Raw genomic sequence first — 16,070 nt, 5'->3', positions numbered from 1 at the left:
GATGGCAGTCATCTGCACTTTCTCCCTTGGTGGTTTTAGCCAGCCTGGAAAATCCAGCACCGCACGGTTTTCGGTTTGTCGGCGGCATCGGTATCCCATGCCGAGCAGACGTTCCTGTTGGTCTCAACGAACTTGGGGCACTTGCTTGTTTTCAGGTGGCGCTTGAGCTCAGTCAGGTCCGGGACTTTCTGGCGCTTCTCTGCGGCTTCCTTGGCGAAGTCGTTGAGGTTCACCGCGATCAGGCCGTCATTGCGGGAGTGGTTGAGCCCACCTGCAGTGCTGTTCAAGTACTCGTACAGCTCCCAGAACTCGACGACGATCGGGTGATCAGCGTTGATCGCCAGCTGGCGGTCTTTGGCCATGTTCTGAATCTCGGTGTGAGTCGCTTCCACCTGGTGCTTTTTCAGCGGAATAACGTGCACCAGGGCGTCGACCAGGGCGTGCAACTGGGCGTGATTCTTCGCGATCCGGACGGTGCGAATCTCGGGCAGGGCCAGCAGCTGCTGTTCGTATTTGGGCCCCTTTTCGCGGACGGTCTCCATCACCTTGCTTTCCATCATGGTGGACTTGACCAGGAACCCGCTGACGCGGTCGACCGGCATACGCTCGAGCTTTTCCACCAGCAATTTGGTTTGCGGGGTCTGTCCGTCCTTCGTCATGGCGATGTGCACCAGGCGTTGCAGAATGGGTTCGGAAGCGTTCACCGCGTGGTTCTGTCCGATGACCACAGCGCCACGGAAAGGAGGCTCGCGGGTGTCGTTGCCGTTGTTCTTCACGCCGGTGGAACGGACGCTGCGGCCGTTGTAGGCGGTTTTCAGTTCGTCCCAGTCGTACTGTTTGGTTTGGCTGCCATCGGTCTTTTCCCGCTCCGATTCGATCAGCACCACTGGCAGATTGCCGACCTGGGCGAAGTTACGTGCTCGAGCAACTGGGGTACCCTTGGTTGGGTCGAAACCCTCGTAATCGATACGACCGCAGAGCTTCCATAGGAACTCGATCAGCGTGGACTTACCGGCGCCTGGCTCACCGATGATTTCCATGAAGGGGTAGCTTTTCTGGTGCTGACGGATCTGCTCGGCGAACAGAGAACCGAACCAGAATGCGAGCGCGACCAGACCTTTGGCACCGAAGCATTGCCAGATGATGTCCAGCCACTCGGTGTCGAACTTCTCCAGGTCCGTGTTCAGGTTGAGGAGTACCGACTGGCTGAGGGTCTTGATGCTCAGCCGGTCCATGTCGAAGAAATCCTCCTCGTTCAGGTTGAACACCTTCCCATCGCGAACCGCTACGTCGCCGTATACGTAGGCACTGTGCTCACGGGTGTAGCCGGTGAAGTCAATGGTCTGTACGGTTTTGAGGGCGTCGGTTTGCTCCTCAATGAAGGCATCCAGCTGCTGGGTGGTACCAGTGAACATCCCGCCCGGGGCAATGCCGAGAAGGCGCTTCTTGAACTCTGCAGACGAGGCGATCTGCGAGCTGGTGAAGGTGTTCTTAATCGGCGCAGCATCGTGGGCGAATGTGATTCGGAAGTAGTACCAGGACTCGTCGGTGAGTTTGTTTTCCTGGTAGTACAGAGCCTTGGGGTTGCAGGTAGCAATGCGCTGCAGCGCGCCGCACTGCTGCATGGCCTTGGCCCGCATTTGTTTGTTGTTCAGCTGCTGGTCATCGTGGTGGTCGCTGTCCTCGAGCTCCTGGATCGCCTTGTTGTACTTCTCTAGGTCGAGCTTGAACCAGTACAGGCGGTTGCCGAACTCCAGGTGGAATTCGCTGCGGCGCTTCCAGTCGAACATCACCAGGGCCTTCTCGGTGGCGTTCTCAGCGATCAGCAGGGCACCGTGGTGCCGGGCGGTGGTGATGTCTTTGTCGACCTGAGCATCACGCTTCTCGCCTTCGTCCAGGAACTGCCAACGCTGGTGCAGATCGTTCCAGTCGACCTTTCTGTTATCCCGCTGGGGGATTTGAGCTGCTTCGCAGGTGAAGCCCAGTTCACGGGCCATACGGACCCAACGCTTGGTGTAAGCGTGTGCACCTGGTTCGTTATCAAGCGCCCAAACCAGCTTTGGCAGGTTGCCTGGGCGAGCCGCCACCAAGGCTTGCAGAGAGTCGGTCGGGAAGGCGTTAGATGACATCGCTGATACGGCGGCGATGTTGTGGTGCACCAGGGCAAGCGCATCGAAGATGCCCTCGACAATCCAGATCTCTTTCGCCTCGAGCACGTCGACGCATGGCGGGCACCACCACACACCTTTGTAGGACTCCCCAGGCTTGAAGCGGGCCTTCATCTTGCCGAAGCGCGAAGGCTTGTCGATCAGGCGTTCCCAATATCCGCCTTTCTCTAGGGCGAAGCGTACCGTCGCACTGCCTGCATCGTGCTGGGCGGAGTAGTACGTCTCTTGTGTAAACCAACCGCCGATCAATGAAATATTGAAGCCGCGGGAAAACTCTAGGTATGCACGCGCAGTTGCTGTTGGGGCGTTCTCAGTGGCGGGAACGCGCTTGCTCCAGTCTTCAAAGAGGTCGTCGTAGATTTCTTTTACATGCACCGTGTGGCCGCACTTTTCCTGACGACCACAGATGAGCTGCCATGGGCTATCGAAGCGGGTGTACAGCTCTTTTTTGTTGCACTTTGGACAAGTCCCACCTCGCATGTAGTTAGTGGGGGCTCGGTGTTTAAGGCCGAATTCGGACTCGATGCGCTGCAGGACGTCGTGACGGAGATCGTCTCTCATGATTGCTTCACTGCTTTAAGGCTGAGGGATAGGGCTGCCATCAGGCTTTTCTGGGCGGCCATCACAGGGGATCTTTCGAGAATCGATTTGTGTCGTGAGATCTGAGGGACGTAGCGATATTCGTCTGCGTACCAGTGTTCGTTTAGGCTCATCAGGTACTGCGCACGTAAGGCAGCCAGTAGCGCTTCGGCGTGGGCCGGAGGCATTTGTGTGGTGACAATCACGGCGTTTCCCATAGTGAAACCTCGGCATCAGGCAAAGCTCACCCAAACCCACAGGGTGTGGGGCTCAGGACATTGGTAAAGGGGTGTTAGGTGGCGGGGGTGAGGCGTCTGCCGTGGCCGGCAGCAATCAGGTGTTCGTAGATCAGGTAGGTGGGCACTGACCAGGTGCAACCACGAATGGGGTCAGTAATCACGACGTGGTAGTCACTGCTCGCCTGCAGGTCGATCCGTTGGCGTGTGTTGATCGTCACAAGGTCGCTGTGGGCGTGGTGCACCAGGTGCGTAGCCAGAGACTCTTTTACTCCGAGGCTTTCGACCAGGTGATTGATTGTCCGGGAAAGAAACTGGCCCAGATCGCCCAGGTGCTCTCCCTGGTGACGTTCGAGGAACGCCAGCGCGGCAGCGCGAATGGTGTCCTGATAATCCATATCTGTGGAAACGTTGTTCATTGAGCACCCCCTGATTTACTTCGGTACAGGTCGATGGCTGCCAGCACTTCGGCGTGACGTGCTGCCATGTGCAAGTTATGGGCATTGAGGATGTGTTCCGCTTCGATTTCGGAAATGCAGCCGTCCGCCAACGCCTTTGCAATTTCTTGGTCAACACATCCGCGTTTGGCTGCGACGTGTACCGAGAGGGTGTACATCTCCACGTTGTCCAAGCTCTCGGGATCCGCCACCGGAACGAACAAACCGCCATACATCGTCGCGATGTACGTTGGGAGATGTTGAGTGCCGGCCTCCTGCTCCAACTGATAGAGCTGGGCGTCTGATAGCGGGCGACTGTTGTTGTTCTCGTAAGCGTGGTTATCGAACTTTTTCAATGCCAAGCCGATCCGTGCTGCAGCGCATTCCCGTCCACCTGGATAGCTGCAAATGATTGCGCTGACTACTTCCCGGCGAGTCTTTAGAACTGAACTTTTCATGTTCTGGTTTTCCCTGTGGCTCAGCACCATTACTGTTCAATCACGCCGTCTTTGATTCCAAGTAGTACGGCGGCGCGATGTGCCTCCCCACGGCGACAACGGCTTTGGCCACTCAGCACCGCGTAAACGGTGCTGGGATTCAGATTATGCTGTTCAGCAAAGTCCTTTGCGGATTGGCCACGTTTATCTAAGGTTTCACGCGCTTGTTGTCGGGCTTGCTCGGTGATGCTTGAGTTAGGCATAGTGCAGTTCCGTGCATTTTCATGTGGTGTGAGATGCAGAATGATGCACTACGATGCATTTGTAAATATAAGAGATGAAAAATTTTGCACCTTTCCGAAGAGATAGGCTCCCGACTGCAGGAAGAACGTAAGCGTTGCGCTTTGACGCAGAACGAGATTGCAGATGCGCTTGGAATAGCCAAACGGACCCAAGCCAATTACGAAGCTGGAACGAGTGATGCGACAGCGTCTTACCTGAGCAAAGTCGCGAGCCAGTTCGGTTTTGATGTCCCCTATATTCTCAATGGCTTGCGCACTACGTTGGCGGTGGACGCTCTCAGCAACGTCGAAGACCTGCTGGTAAAGCAATACAGAAGCATCACACCATTCGACCAGGAGGCGATTCGTCGTTTCCTGCAAGCCATGGCCGACGACGCCGCCCGTCATCGGAATTAACTTGTAACAAATCATGTATGTCATTCGTCGACCCCCTGTACTAAAGCCCGATCCAGCCCCGTCAACGTCGATTCAGCAATGCACCTTATGGAGTAGTAAGCATGTTGGATCGCACGAAAACTGAACTCGTCAGCGTTGAAACCAATGAGTTCGAATGGCTGGATCTGTCAGAAATTGAACGTCGCCTTATCCGCCTGTTCCGCCTGTTGAATGAGCCGGAGCAACTTCAACTCAAGCGGATGTCCAAAGTACTCGCGACCAACCCCAAAGAACCCGCCATCAGCTGATATTCCCGATCGCTGATAGCCCATTCCATGTAACCGATCGCCGACAACCTTGAGTCGGCGTTTGCGCCTCACGCCACCGCCTGTGATCCAAGCTGCTCAAACAACTCCCGCTGTTTTGCCCTGGGCATATCCCTCAAGCGGTCAAACAACATCCTTTCGAATGACTGAGCCGATGGGCTCAATGTGTGTGAAAACGTCAGATTCGCGACCCATGTGTGCCCGCACTTTGCGTCCAGGCACTGGCAGTACAGCTTCGAAAAATCCTCAGATAACTGCTCTCGCGAAGCGATCCGGCCCTTGTGTCCGCATTTGCATGTAACTCGCATTGTGTCCCTCCCCAGGGCAACCAATCGCCGCTATATTGCCACAGTATGTAGTGGTAATCTCTTAGCTAAGCACTGGATGTAGTTGAATCATCTGCATAATCAGGATTTCTCCAGCTAATTCGCCTGTCACCTCGCAAGCTGTCGTTCACCTGGTCGAAAAGTTGACAGATCGGCCGGATTTCATTGCTGGTGTACACCCGATCGATCTTTTCGATATCACCAAAGCCGGCGTTGTTTTCCGGGATGATGCCGGCCAGTGCGGGGTTCATACGCCAGGCGGCGATCACGTCGTTGCGCGTGATGTTCTTCACCTTTTCCAGTTCGTCTTTGGCCTGGAAGTCGCCCACCGGGATGATCTGAATGGCGTTTTCCTTGCCGTTGGGGATGTTGACGAACATCGAGCGGAAGTTGCCCACACCCTTGCTGGAGCTGATCTGGGCACGCAGATTGTCTTCGTCCTCCTCGGTCAGATCCGGGTCGTTGGTGTAGAAGATGTAACCCGCGTGCGCGCCGTTGCTGTAGTAACGCCGGCGGAAAAGGGTGGCTGCTTCGTTGAGCAGTAGCGCCTGCAGACCGCCCAAGTAGTCCGGGATGCCATAGATGTTCTGCTCCACGTCGTAGTCCATGACGTGCTCGATCTCGTCCTGTTCGAAGTCCATAAACTTGTTGTCCGGCAGCAGCATTCTGAAGCCGCCACCTACCTTGACCCGCATGTTGATCGCTGGAAGGTGCTGCAGCTCCAGGACTTGGCCGAAAGCGTTGGTATCCCGGTAGAGGTACGCTTCGCCAAACACCATGTAGTCCAGACCTGCGCGGCCCATGGTCTGAGCGCTGCAGCCGTCCGAAGGGATGAACTCACGCAACAGCAAGTTGCGTTTGAACTTCGGAATGGCGCCGTGGTGCGCGTTGGCTCGCAACAGTTTGGCCAGACCCGTGCGTGACACTGGCGGCTTGTAGATCTCGCCGTCGTCGCTGGGAAACACCCCCACATACTCGCCGATGTTGCCACTGAGCACCTGTTCGGGTTCCCCGAAGGTGAACATGCGCATTGGCTGTTGCTGGCGTGGCTGCTGATTGACCTGGTGCTTTTTGCGTCGGTTGGGCATGGGTTCCGCTCGTGATGTAGCGGCTCCGGCGCCGCTTGTTCGTGTTCAAGGGTTCGTTCGCCAGGGCGTGCATGATTGCCCAGGCAATATCGGCGTGACCGGTGGCTTCGGTGCGCGAAGCGCTGTAGGTGATCTGGCCGCTGCCGGTGGTGCCGCGCTTGATGGTCAGGAACGCCTGGGCAACATCGGTCCAGCCGGCATCCCACTCGATGCGGCTGCCTTGGATCGTGTCCTGCGCCTTGAGGACCAGCGTGTTTTTCGTTTCCAGGCTGTAGTGAATCGACGTTGTCCGTGGGTAGAAGTCGCGCACCAGGTCGAACACGCCGTAACCGATGCCGGTGGTATCGATGCCGATGTGCTGCACATTGAAGCGCTCGGTGAGCTTCTTGACCTGTTCGGCCTGGTACTTGAACGACTGCCCCCGCCAGCTGTGCTTCTCCAGGATGCGGAACTTCGCTCCAGCTTCGAGTGGCGGGGCAATGACCACGCAAGTGGCGTCGTCGCGAGTGCGGCTGGGGTCGTAGCCGATCCAGACGGGGCTGTTGCCGTAGGGGCGATCGTCGTCGGGCTTGTAGTCCTCCCACAACGTCAGGTCGGAGTAGCAGCGCTCCAGGTCTTTCAGGCCGAACGCGCTCTGCGAGCTGTCGATGAACTTGCAATAGAACAGCTGCTGGAACTTGTCCTCGTCGTACTCCAACTGCAGCTGCTCGGGGTCGAACAGATCACAACCCCCGTCGATGGCATCCTGGATGGTGACGGTCTTGCGCCATTGGCCGTCCGGACACAGCGCGCCCTGGGTGTACGCCGCTTCGACGGGCCAGGTGCCGCCGGCCTTTTTGCCGCGCTTGCTGTTGCGAAACTCTTCGCCGGACCAGAACGGATAGGCCTGGTGTGACACCGCGCTGGGCGTCGAGAAGTAGGTTTTGCGCCACTTCTTGTGGGTGCCCATGGCGCTGGCCACGGTGCTGAGTTTCTCGAAGTCGCGGATCCAGAAGTACTCGTCCACATAAACGTGGCCGTGGTAGCCCTGGGCGGTGCTGCTGTTGGTGCTGAGGAAGCGCAGTTCGGCGCCGTTGCTGAGGGTGATGGGGTTGCCGGTCAGCTCGATGCCAAACCACTGCTGGGCAAACTGGATGATGTAGCTGCGGAAAATCTCCGATTGCGATCGGCTGGCCGACAGGAACACCTGGTTGTCGCCGGACAGCACCGCGTCCATGAACGCTTCGCCGGCGAAATAGTAGGTCAGACCCACCTGGCGGCTTTTGAGGATGTTCCGGATCCGGCAGGTCAGCGGGTTTTGCTTGGCCGCGAACAGTTCCTGCTGGTAGCGGTACATCTTGGAGATGAACTTATCCAGGAAGTCCACTTCGGTCAGGCCGCTGATATCGTTCTTGGCCTTCTTTTCTCGTTTCTTCTCGCCACTATCCCTTCGACCGGAGCGCTCCCCACGTGAGGCCTGGCGGCGTTCTTGGGGCTCAACCGGACCGTCTGAGTTTGGTGCCAGCGATGGTTTGGCCGCTTGTTTCAGAAGGCGTTCGCGAATGCTGGTCAGCCGGTCCAGTTCGTTCAGATCGTCCTTGCTCAGACTTGTGGTCTTGTCCAGGAGCAGGGTGATACGCCGGCCGATCGCCGTCAGCGGTTCTTCATCCGACAGCATGTCTTCCCAACCACCCTGGCGAATCCAGTAGTAGACGATCCGGATGTTAGGCAGGTTGAGTTGCGCCTGAATTTCCTTCGCCTTGCAGCGGCGTAGAAACAGGCGTTTAGCGGCTTCTTTTACTTCGGTTGAGTAGAGCATGGGCCGCAGTCTATGCGGCGAAAACGCAGTAAACGCGGTGTTAAATTCCGCGTTCCTCCTATAAGTCGAATATAGGAGGAGCGCGCAGTTGAATCGTTTGTTCAGAGCTCAACGGCTCCATATCGTGGCGGCTCAAATCACCGATTGAGCGCAGTTATCGCCCATGCCCCGTTCCCTTGTTTCGTTCTGGAAACGTGTCGCCACCAGCGGCCCGACCGTAGATGGCCGAGAGATCCTTCCCCAGGAACTGCGCGATGTCGCTGAGACGTACTCACCATCCAAATACACGGCTGTGATCTGGGCCGAGCACGAACGCTGGAGCGGCTCCCACGGCACTGTATTTGCGGTGCGCCTGGTGGAGGAAGCAGATGATCTGGAGCCTGGCCAAGTTGCGCTAGAAGCCCAGCTCAAGCCGAACCAAAAGCTGCTTTGGCTCAACGATCAGGGCGAAAAACTGTTCACCAGCGTCGAGATCCTCCCGAACTTCGCAAACTCCGGCAAAGCCTATCTCACCGGCCTGGCCGTCACCGATCAACCGGCAAGCCTGGGCACCCAGGAACTGTACTTTTCGAACCGCACCAACAAAGCCGCGTACTACGCCGCCTCTGTTGAGCTGGGCAACTTGAATGAAGAAAAGCCCCAAGGCGAGCTCGTCAAGCTGGCGACGATGATCACCAGCCTATTCAAGCGCTTCGCTGTCGAGCCCCCAGCAGCCGACGACAAAACCGACCCCCCAACCGAGAGCAAACCCCCAATGGATGAAGCTACTGCAACGGCCTTAAAAGCCCTGCTGGCGCAGCTGCTGGTTGTCGCCGCCGGCATTCAGGCCGTGATTGAGCCTGCAGCCGCAGATGCACCAGAACCCGATCAAGCCCCGATCGACGACGTGAGTGCTGCAGTGGACGAGATCGTCACTACTGCAGAAGCAGATCGCGAATTCGCTCGTAACGGCGGTGCTTCCAACAAGGCCGTGCTGGCCGCACTGTCGAACCTGCAAAAGCAGTTCACCACCCTGCAGAACACCGCTACCGGGCGTCAGCTGCCAAAAACCACTGGTCCAGCGGCGACCACCAAAAAGCGGGTGCTTTGATATGGCGTATTCTCTGAGCGCGTACGGCGCCAAGATGTTTGCACAGCTGCTGCTCGATATCGCCGAAAACTACGGTGTTGAGCTGGCCAGCAAGCAATTCAGTGTCGATCCGACCATTGCCCAGGAACTGAACGACGCGATCACCGCCAAGTCGGACTTCCTGCAGCGCATCAACATCATCCCGGTGACCGAGATCAAAGGTCAGAAGGTGTTCATCGGTGTTTCCGGTCCGGTCACTGGCCGTACCAACACCAACACCTCTGATCGCATTGCCAAAGATGTTTCGGCGCTGGACCAGACCACTTACGAACTGCATTCCACCGAATCCGATGTGGGGATGCCATACGCGAAAATTGACGCCTGGGCGAAGTTTCCGGACTTTCACCAGCGTTATTCCGCGGCTGTGCAAAAGCAGATCGCTCTCGACCGCATCATGATTGGTTTCCATGGCACCTCGGCTGCCGCGCAGACCGATATCGCCGCAAACCCAATGCTGCAGGACGTGAACAAGGGTTGGCTGCAGCAGGCCCGCGAACAGATCCCGGCTCAGGTGCTCAAGGAAGGCAAGACTGCTGGCAAGGTGCTGCTGGGTGTGGGCGGCGACTACGCCAACCTCGATGCCCTGGTACACGACACCAAGCAAATGGTGGACGAGCGCCTTCGCGACGGTGGCGACCTGGTAGCAATCATTGGTACCGACCTGCTGGCAGCCGACAAGGCCAAGCTCTACGCCAAACAAGGCGATGTACCTACCGAAAAAGAACGCATTGAAGAGGCCCAGGTGATCGCCACCTATGGCGGCATGCCGGCGTTCAGTGTGCCGTTCTTCCCCGTCAATGCCGTACTGGTCACCAGCTTCGACAACCTGTCGATCTATTTCCAGGACTCCAGCTGGCGCAAACAGACGGTGGATAACCCGAAACGCTCCCGCGTCGAGGACTACAACAGCCGCAATGAAGGTTACGTGATCGAGCAGCTGGAGAAATTCGCGCTGACCGAAAACGTGGAGCTGGTGGCGTGAGTCTGGCCCTGGCGCATAAGCGCCGCACCCTGGCCGTGGGTGTTGCTGCAGTAGCCGCTGCTGCAGGTGCACCGGTGGCGTACTCGCCTTCCGATGCCCTGAGCAGCCCGGCCAATGCCCGCAAGCATCTGATGTTGCAGGAAGCAGCCTTGGATCAAGACCTTGAACGGCTGAGTGCCATTAAGGGCTTGGCTGGGCGCCAATCGCTCAAGCGTGACGAGCTGCTACCCAAGTACCAGGAATACGTACAGCGCTACTGCGAATCGGGCATGAACTTTCCGAATCGCGTCCTGGTGCAGGTGATGGTCTGGCTGTTCGACACCGAACAGTTCGAAGACGGCCTGGAGCTGGCCGACTTTGCGATGGAGCAGGGGCAGGAGATGCCTGAGCGATTTAAGCGCCGCGACATTCAGACCTTTGTCGCAGATGCCGTGATCGATTGGGCTTACGCGGAATACAACGCCAAGCGCAGCCCGGAGCCTTACCTGTCTGACTTGTTGCCCCGTGTTGATGGTGAATGGGATCTGACGGAGCAGATTCCAGCCAAGTGCCACAAGTTGATCGGCATCCGCGCCATGGAGGCCAAAGAGTGGGAAACCGCGCTACTGCACTTTAAACGCGCCACTGAGTTGTATCCGAGTGCCGGCGTGGGTACCCGCGTCGAAAACTGCCTGCGTGCACTGAAAAAACAACCGGCCAAACCGGCCACCGAATAACCGACTACCCCCCCCGGCGAGAAACTGTGGATGTGAGCCAACCATTTATGGCCTGACCCACTGAAGCAGTTTTCTCGCCTCTATTTGAGTGCCCAGCAATGAGCTTTTCCGGGAAACCCACCACCTTTGTGGAGCAGGCAATTGAGAATGACGGCTTCTGGCCGAACCTCTCCGTGTCCGAGTTCCAGAAGGGGTACCGCCTGCCGGCGGAGTACCTGGTTGAGCTGCTGGTCACTGAGCTGACCACGGCCATGATCGAGGTGAACACCGATCTGGCCACCGTGAAATCCGTCCTGCAGGTTTCTGGAGTATCGAACCTAGAGGCTGTAGCTGGCGTGGCTACCTCTGCCGAATTTGGCTACGCCTACAAGGTCATGCTCTACAAGCGCGCCGTCTACACCCGCGCCAAAGCCAGCCTGCTGCCCCAGTTCGCCACCGTCACCCGCCGGGAAATCGCCGAGAACACCGGCAAAGAAGACCCCGAGCGCAAGGAAACCTTCCTGGCCTTCAGTCAGCAGGCCGTCCGCACGCTGCAGGGCCGTGGCCGCATCACGGCGGCGCTGCTATGAACAAGCTGCGCGCGCTTACCACCTACCTGATCGAGCGCGAACTGGTACTGCCTGAGCAGCTCGACAGCTTCACTGATCAGGTCAACCTGGAGCTGATCTGGAAGCCGGACGTGGCCGGTCTGCACATGGGTGATATGCGCTATCGCGCTGTCATCATCATGGAGCGCTTCGCCGATCACCCTGGCCGACTGATGGCATTGGTGGGCAGTTGGCTGGCCAGCAATGACCCCGATCGCGATGAAGATCTGGCCGCTCCGGCATTCGCCATCGAGATGCTCGACCAGGACCTGGCCGACGTCGAAATCACCCTGGAGTTCGTTGAACCGCAGTATCTCGCCGAAGATCCGGCCGGCGAGATCGAGGCGTTCGACACCACCTGGTCATTCATCCCGTTTGTCCTCTGGGTCGCGGAGCAGGGCGAGGTGGCCACCCATGGCGCGTAGCACCTTTGAGCTGGACGTGCGTGGCCAACTGGGCGTGCGTGAGCAACTGGCATTGCTCAGTCTTCCGCCGCAATTGCGCCGGCGGCTGCTGAACAACGTCAGCAAGCGCGTACGCACCATGAGCCGCAAGAACATCCGCAACCAGCAGAACCTGGACGGCTCGCCCTTCGAAGCTCGCAAGAATCCGGGGAAGGGCAAGAAGAAGATGGAAGCCGGCCTGGGCAAGCTGCTGCAGGTCACCAGCGTGACGCCTGACCAGGCTGTCCTGGGCTGGCGCAATGCGCTGACCAGCTGGGTCGCTGCCCAGCAGCATAACGGCACATCCGAACGTCGCACCGCTGCCCAGATGAAGCGCTGGAACCGGGTTCCTGAAGGCCTGGCTGCTACCGAAAAGCAGGCCAAGCGCCTGCGTCGGTTGGGTTTCAAGGTGCGCCAAGCGGGCAAGAAGAGTCTGAGCCGGCCCCCGGTGGCCTGGATCCTGGAGCATGTGAACTACGCCCAGGCCGGGCTGCTGATCCGCATCCTCAGCGAAGAACAATCCGAATCAACCGGCAAGCAAAGCTGGGAAATCACCCTGCCCAAACGCCAGTTCCTCGGCGCAAGCACTGAGCGCGACACCCGTCTGCTGCTCAACCAGGTGCTGCAACAAATCCTCAACTCACCCCGCTAGCGAGGCACTGCATGGCACTCGGCAAAGTCAGCGTCAACAATCTCAACCTCGGCCAAGGTGCCGTGACCGAGATCGAGCGCTATTTCCTCTTCATCGGGCCAGGCGCTAAAAACGTCGGCCAGCTCATTCCGCTTAACACCCAGAGCGACCTTGCGGTCCAGCTGGGCATTCCCGACAGCAGCCTGAAAACCCAGGTCACCGCTGCCCGCGCCAATGGTGGCGACCGCTGGGCCTGCCTGGCCGCGCCGATCGCTGCCGATGGCAACTGGCAAGACGCACTGACTCACGCTCAGCAGCAAGGCTATTCGGTCGAGGCGATTATCATCACCAAGCCGGTGACCACTGGTGCCGAGCTGACCGCCATGCATGACGCGGCTGTGGCTCTGAACAACACCTACGGTCGCCGCGCCTTTGTGATTGCGGCCACCGCCGGTATCCAGCTGGTGCAGACCTGGACGCAGTACCTGGCCGAACAACGCCAGATCACCGACAGCATCGCGGCACCGCGTGTGTGTGTCGTGCCGCTGCTGCACGGCAACGACCAGGGCGTGCTGGCTGGCCGCCTGGCCAACGCGGCCGTGAGCATTGCCGACAGCCCCATGCGCGTGGCCACCGGTGCCGTGCTTGGCCTGGGCGCTGTTCCGGTCGACTCCGAGTCGATCCCGTTGCCCTCCGCGATCCGCGCCGAGCTGGACACTGCGCGTTTCTCGGTCACTCAGACCTATCCGGACTATCCCGGCGTGTTCTGGGCCGACGCCAACATGCTTGATGCCCCAGGTAGCGACTACCAGGTGGTCGAGTACCTGCGCCTGGCCGACAAGGCGGCGCGGAAGGTGCGGATCCTGCTGATCCAGCGGGTGGGCGATCGCCGCCTGAACAACACGGCCAACAGCATGGCCGCCAACACCAGCGCGCTGATGGCGCCGCTGCGGGCCATGGCCAAGTCCGTGACCTTCGCAGGCCAGGTGTTCCCCGGCGAGATCCAGCCACCCAAGGACGGCGACATTGTCCTGGTCTGGCAGAGCAAGACCAAGATCGAGGCCTACATCACGCTGCGGCCGCACAACTGCCCCAAGGATCTGACGGCCAACATCGCCCTCGACCTTTCCACCGACGATTCGGAGTAATCCCGCATGTCTGCACGCATTGGCGGCAAAAACTTCGACGTGAACCTGGGCGACAGCTTGATTCACGTCCAAACCTGCACCCTGGATATCACCGACAACACCGCCGTGGCGCAATCGCGAGGCGTGCCCAATGGGCACGTTGACGGCGACGTGGCCGCCGGCGGCGAGATGGAATTCGACACCGCCAACTTCAACCTGTTGATCGACGCTGCACGCACTGCCGGCAGTTTCCGGGCGCTGGAAACGTTCGACATGGTGTTCTTCGCCAAGACCCCCGTGGACGAGCTGCGTGTGGAGGCCTTCGGTTGCAAGTTGCGCGTATCGAGCCTGCTCAACATCGATACCAAAGGCGGGGAGACGTCCAAGCACAAGGTGCCGTTCGACGTCACCAGCCCGGACTTCGTCCACATCAATGGCGTGCCTTATCTCGACTCTACCGAGATTGAGGGGCTGAGCTGATGACTTGCCCGTTCGATCGCGCCCAGGCAACGGAGCAACGCCAACGTGACCAGGCTATTGCCGCCCAGTTGGCCCAGCCGCGCCCGAACGGGCCAAGCCGTAGCGAATGCCTGGACTGTGACGGCGAGATCCCAAAAGCGCGCCAGGCGCTCGGCGGGATCTTGCGTTGCGTGCCATGCCAGTCAATTTTTGAGAAAGAGGTTCGCCGATGAGCACGAATCAGGCCGCTCAGGACACCGCCATTGCATTCGTAAAGGCGTCACCGGCAATCGGCGTGGCTGCTACCGGTGCGACAGGTGCCGTCGACTGGTCGGCAGTAGCCTACATGCTGACCGCGCTCTACATGGTGCTGCAGATTTTGCTGTTGGCCCCTAAGTACCGTCAGATGCTGCGCGACTGGAAGCGCAAGTTATGAACCTGCGCAACAAGATCGCCACCGGCGCCATTGCCTTGGCCAGCGCCACTTTGATCGGCTTTCTGGGCAAGTGGGAAGGCGACGGTCAAAACGTCGTGTATCCGGACAAGCTGGCCCGTGGTCTGCCCACTGTGTGCAAGGGCATCACCCGCCACACCAGCCCTTATCCCGTGATTGTCGGTGACTACTGGTCAGCGGCTCGTTGCGCTGAGGTGGAGCAGCTGGTGATCGAGAAAGGGCAGCTTGCCCTGGCCGATTGCCTGACCAACCCCAAGGTCGGTCAAAACACTTTTGACGCGCTGAGCAGCCATGGCCACAACGTGGGCGTGCCCAGCACCTGCGCCAGTCGTGCAGTGGGCCTGATCAACGCCGGACGCATTGCCGAAGGCTGCAAGGCCTTGGCCTGGGGCGCTGATGGCAAAACCCCGGTCTGGGCGTATGTCACCGATGCCCAGGGCCGCAAGTTGTTCGTACCTGGGTTGCACAACCGGCGCTTGGCGGAAGCGGAGCTTTGCATTCAATGACTATTTCCCCCGTGCGCCTGGTGCTTTTCGTGCTCCTGATTGGGCTATTGGCTTGGGTCGGCTTCGACCTGGTGGCCGATCAGCGCGACGAAGCGCGCCGCGAACTCGACACCGCCCAGTACGAACTGACCGGCCTGCGCGAGGCCGCCAAGGTCAGCGGCGAGATGTTGGCCAATCGCGATGCAATCGACCTGCAGCGTACCCAGGAGCTAAACGATGAGAAAGACAACAACCTTCGCCTGCAGCGCGCTGTTGACGATGGCCGTCAGCGGCTGCGCGTCAAAGCTACCTGCCCAGCCCCAGTGCCCACCGATTCCGGCGCCGGCAGCCTGGCTGATGCAGGAACCGCCGAACTCGCAGCAGACGCTCGATCGGATTATTTCACCCTCCGAAACCAGCTCGCCCTGACCCGATCGATGGTGCTGGGCCTGCAGGACCACATTCTCAAGGTTTGTCAGCGATAGCCGCTGTGGACCCCTTTAAACCTGAACCAATGGAACAACAGCCATGACCGAACGCCGCGAAATCACCCTGGAAGTGGGCGAGCAGGAATTCAACTTCACCCTGACCCCGCAGGACGTGACCAAGTACTTCAACAGCATGACCGCCAACAACAAGGTCTCGCCCTCGCACAACCTCCTGGTCGGCACTGTGCACCAGGACGAGCGCGCCACCCTCAAGGAGCTTCTGAAAAACCCGGTCATGACCATGCAGCTGGTGGGCTCTCTGCTCGAGGAGTATGCCCCTGACATCGACATCATCGTAAAAAAGCGCTCAGCCACGCTGAGCGCCTGAAGGAAGACGGCCTGGGCCAGTTGATGGCCCTGACCAATCGCTGGCTACCTGGTGCAGAACCCACGATCGAAAACATGGGTACGGCCAAGTGGCTGGAAGACGAACACTGGAAACGCATGGAAATCGCCGTAGCCAACGGCATTGCCCATGCGTTTAACGGATAGAGAAC

24 protein-coding genes are annotated in these 16,070 nt (G+C 58.9%); 16 read left to right on the top strand and 8 right to left on the bottom strand.

The genetic code is table 11. The features are described from left to right. Window positions 1-35 precede the first annotated feature (35 nt). The 5 genes from B347_RS0100325 to B347_RS0100305 all read right to left on the bottom strand — a co-directional run bounded on the left by B347_RS0100325 (window position 36) and on the right by B347_RS0100305 (window position 4,120). Window positions 36-2,729, bottom strand: coding sequence for a toprim domain-containing protein (locus B347_RS0100325; RefSeq protein WP_019407736.1), 2,694 nt, complete (start codon window positions 2,727-2,729; stop codon window positions 36-38). After that, on the bottom strand, window positions 2,726-2,965 hold the full coding sequence (locus B347_RS0100320) for a hypothetical protein (protein ID WP_019407735.1): 240 nt from the start codon (window positions 2,963-2,965) through the stop codon (window positions 2,726-2,728). Before B347_RS0100320 ends, B347_RS0100325 begins: the two co-directional genes overlap by 4 nt. Before the next feature lie 74 nt (window positions 2,966-3,039). After that, window positions 3,040-3,402 carry a hypothetical protein gene (locus B347_RS0100315; protein WP_019407734.1) on the bottom strand — a complete coding sequence of 121 codons (363 nt, stop codon included), beginning with the start codon at window positions 3,400-3,402 and terminating at the stop codon, window positions 3,040-3,042. Next, entirely contained in the window at window positions 3,399-3,878 is a 480-nt protein-coding gene (locus tag B347_RS0100310) for a YmfL family putative regulatory protein (RefSeq protein WP_100218010.1), read from the bottom strand. Before B347_RS0100310 ends, B347_RS0100315 begins: the two co-directional genes overlap by 4 nt. A gap of 29 nt (window positions 3,879-3,907) precedes the next feature. Next, window positions 3,908-4,120, bottom strand: coding sequence for a DNA-binding protein (locus tag B347_RS0100305; RefSeq protein WP_019407732.1), 213 nt, complete (start codon window positions 4,118-4,120; stop codon window positions 3,908-3,910). 84 nt (window positions 4,121-4,204) lie between these two features. Between B347_RS0100305 and B347_RS0100300 the strand changes: the two genes are divergently transcribed. Together B347_RS0100300 and B347_RS0100295 are read left to right on the top strand one after the other, a co-directional pair. Continuing rightward, entirely contained in the window at window positions 4,205-4,555 is a 351-nt protein-coding gene (locus B347_RS0100300; RefSeq protein ID WP_019407731.1) for a helix-turn-helix domain-containing protein, read from the top strand. A gap of 101 nt (window positions 4,556-4,656) precedes the next feature. Then, window positions 4,657-4,842, top strand: coding sequence for a hypothetical protein (locus tag B347_RS0100295; protein ID WP_019407730.1), 186 nt, complete (start codon window positions 4,657-4,659; stop codon window positions 4,840-4,842). 68 nt (window positions 4,843-4,910) lie between these two features. Here B347_RS0100295 and B347_RS25660 read toward each other — a convergent pair whose 3' ends face one another. The 3 genes from B347_RS25660 to B347_RS0100285 all read right to left on the bottom strand — a co-directional run bounded on the left by B347_RS25660 (window position 4,911) and on the right by B347_RS0100285 (window position 8,072). Then, window positions 4,911-5,168, bottom strand: coding sequence for an ogr/Delta-like zinc finger family protein (locus tag B347_RS25660; RefSeq protein WP_019407729.1), 258 nt, complete (start codon window positions 5,166-5,168; stop codon window positions 4,911-4,913). Between the two features lie 65 nt (window positions 5,169-5,233). Further along, complete coding sequence (locus B347_RS0100290; RefSeq protein WP_026013906.1) at window positions 5,234-6,112, bottom strand: phage portal protein; 879 nt, start codon at window positions 6,110-6,112, stop codon at window positions 5,234-5,236. Further along, the gene (locus B347_RS0100285) at window positions 6,024-8,072 is read right to left on the bottom strand and encodes a terminase large subunit domain-containing protein (protein WP_019407727.1); all 2,049 of its coding nucleotides are present in this window, start codon (window positions 8,070-8,072) and stop codon (window positions 6,024-6,026) included. The genes B347_RS0100290 and B347_RS0100285 overlap by 89 nt, the downstream gene beginning before the upstream one ends. A gap of 163 nt (window positions 8,073-8,235) precedes the next feature. Here B347_RS0100285 and B347_RS0100280 point away from each other — a divergent pair, with 163 nt between their 5' ends. The 14 genes from B347_RS0100280 to B347_RS26640 all read left to right on the top strand — a co-directional run bounded on the left by B347_RS0100280 (window position 8,236) and on the right by B347_RS26640 (window position 16,065). Continuing rightward, window positions 8,236-9,162: a GPO family capsid scaffolding protein gene (locus B347_RS0100280; RefSeq protein WP_019407726.1), complete on the top strand. Its 927-nt coding sequence runs from the start codon at window positions 8,236-8,238 to the stop codon at window positions 9,160-9,162. Between the two features lies 1 nt (window position 9,163). Beyond that, window positions 9,164-10,183, top strand: a complete 1,020-nt coding sequence (locus tag B347_RS0100275; protein ID WP_019407725.1) for a phage major capsid protein, P2 family — start codon at window positions 9,164-9,166, stop codon at window positions 10,181-10,183. Then, a complete protein-coding gene (gene gpM / locus B347_RS0100270) occupies window positions 10,180-10,899 on the top strand; it encodes a phage terminase small subunit (protein WP_019407724.1) in 720 nt (239 codons plus the stop codon). Before B347_RS0100275 ends, gpM begins: the two co-directional genes overlap by 4 nt. A 98-nt stretch (window positions 10,900-10,997) precedes the next feature. Next, complete coding sequence (locus B347_RS0100265) at window positions 10,998-11,468, top strand: head completion/stabilization protein (RefSeq protein ID WP_019407723.1); 471 nt, start codon at window positions 10,998-11,000, stop codon at window positions 11,466-11,468. Further along, window positions 11,465-11,911, top strand: a complete 447-nt coding sequence (locus tag B347_RS0100260) for a phage tail protein (RefSeq protein WP_019407722.1) — start codon at window positions 11,465-11,467, stop codon at window positions 11,909-11,911. Before B347_RS0100265 ends, B347_RS0100260 begins: the two co-directional genes overlap by 4 nt. Then, the gene (locus B347_RS0100255; protein WP_019407721.1) at window positions 11,901-12,581 is read left to right on the top strand and encodes a phage virion morphogenesis protein; all 681 of its coding nucleotides are present in this window, start codon (window positions 11,901-11,903) and stop codon (window positions 12,579-12,581) included. The genes B347_RS0100260 and B347_RS0100255 overlap by 11 nt, the downstream gene beginning before the upstream one ends. Before the next feature lie 11 nt (window positions 12,582-12,592). Continuing rightward, window positions 12,593-13,708 (top strand): DUF2586 domain-containing protein, encoded by a 1,116-nt coding sequence (locus B347_RS0100250; RefSeq protein ID WP_019407720.1) that lies wholly within the window; start codon window positions 12,593-12,595, stop codon window positions 13,706-13,708. A gap of 6 nt (window positions 13,709-13,714) precedes the next feature. Beyond that, on the top strand, window positions 13,715-14,167 hold the full coding sequence (locus B347_RS0100245) for a phage protein (RefSeq protein ID WP_019407719.1): 453 nt from the start codon (window positions 13,715-13,717) through the stop codon (window positions 14,165-14,167). After that, a complete protein-coding gene (locus B347_RS0100240; protein ID WP_019407718.1) occupies window positions 14,167-14,379 on the top strand; it encodes a TraR/DksA C4-type zinc finger protein in 213 nt (70 codons plus the stop codon). The genes B347_RS0100245 and B347_RS0100240 overlap by 1 nt, the downstream gene beginning before the upstream one ends. Next, window positions 14,376-14,582 (top strand): hypothetical protein, encoded by a 207-nt coding sequence (locus tag B347_RS0100235; protein ID WP_019407717.1) that lies wholly within the window; start codon window positions 14,376-14,378, stop codon window positions 14,580-14,582. Before B347_RS0100240 ends, B347_RS0100235 begins: the two co-directional genes overlap by 4 nt. After that, window positions 14,579-15,106 carry a lysozyme gene (locus B347_RS0100230; RefSeq protein WP_019407716.1) on the top strand — a complete coding sequence of 176 codons (528 nt, stop codon included), beginning with the start codon at window positions 14,579-14,581 and terminating at the stop codon, window positions 15,104-15,106. The genes B347_RS0100235 and B347_RS0100230 overlap by 4 nt, the downstream gene beginning before the upstream one ends. Further along, window positions 15,103-15,570, top strand: a complete 468-nt coding sequence (locus B347_RS0100225; protein WP_019407715.1) for a lysis protein — start codon at window positions 15,103-15,105, stop codon at window positions 15,568-15,570. Before B347_RS0100230 ends, B347_RS0100225 begins: the two co-directional genes overlap by 4 nt. Window positions 15,571-15,613: 43 nt before the next feature. Continuing rightward, window positions 15,614-15,901, top strand: a complete 288-nt coding sequence (locus B347_RS0100220) for a putative phage tail assembly chaperone (protein ID WP_019407714.1) — start codon at window positions 15,614-15,616, stop codon at window positions 15,899-15,901. Between the two features lie 23 nt (window positions 15,902-15,924). Then, the gene (locus B347_RS26640; protein WP_019407713.1) at window positions 15,925-16,065 is read left to right on the top strand and encodes a DUF6890 family protein; all 141 of its coding nucleotides are present in this window, start codon (window positions 15,925-15,927) and stop codon (window positions 16,063-16,065) included. The last annotated feature ends 5 nt before the right edge of the window (window positions 16,066-16,070 follow it).

The sequence above is a fragment of the Pseudomonas psychrophila HA-4 genome, from assembly GCF_000282975.1.
Lineage (GTDB): Bacteria > Pseudomonadota > Gammaproteobacteria > Pseudomonadales > Pseudomonadaceae > Aquipseudomonas > Aquipseudomonas psychrophila_A.
The sequence above is the reverse complement of the archived record's forward strand: the minus strand, read 5'-3'. Positions and strand labels throughout refer to the sequence as shown.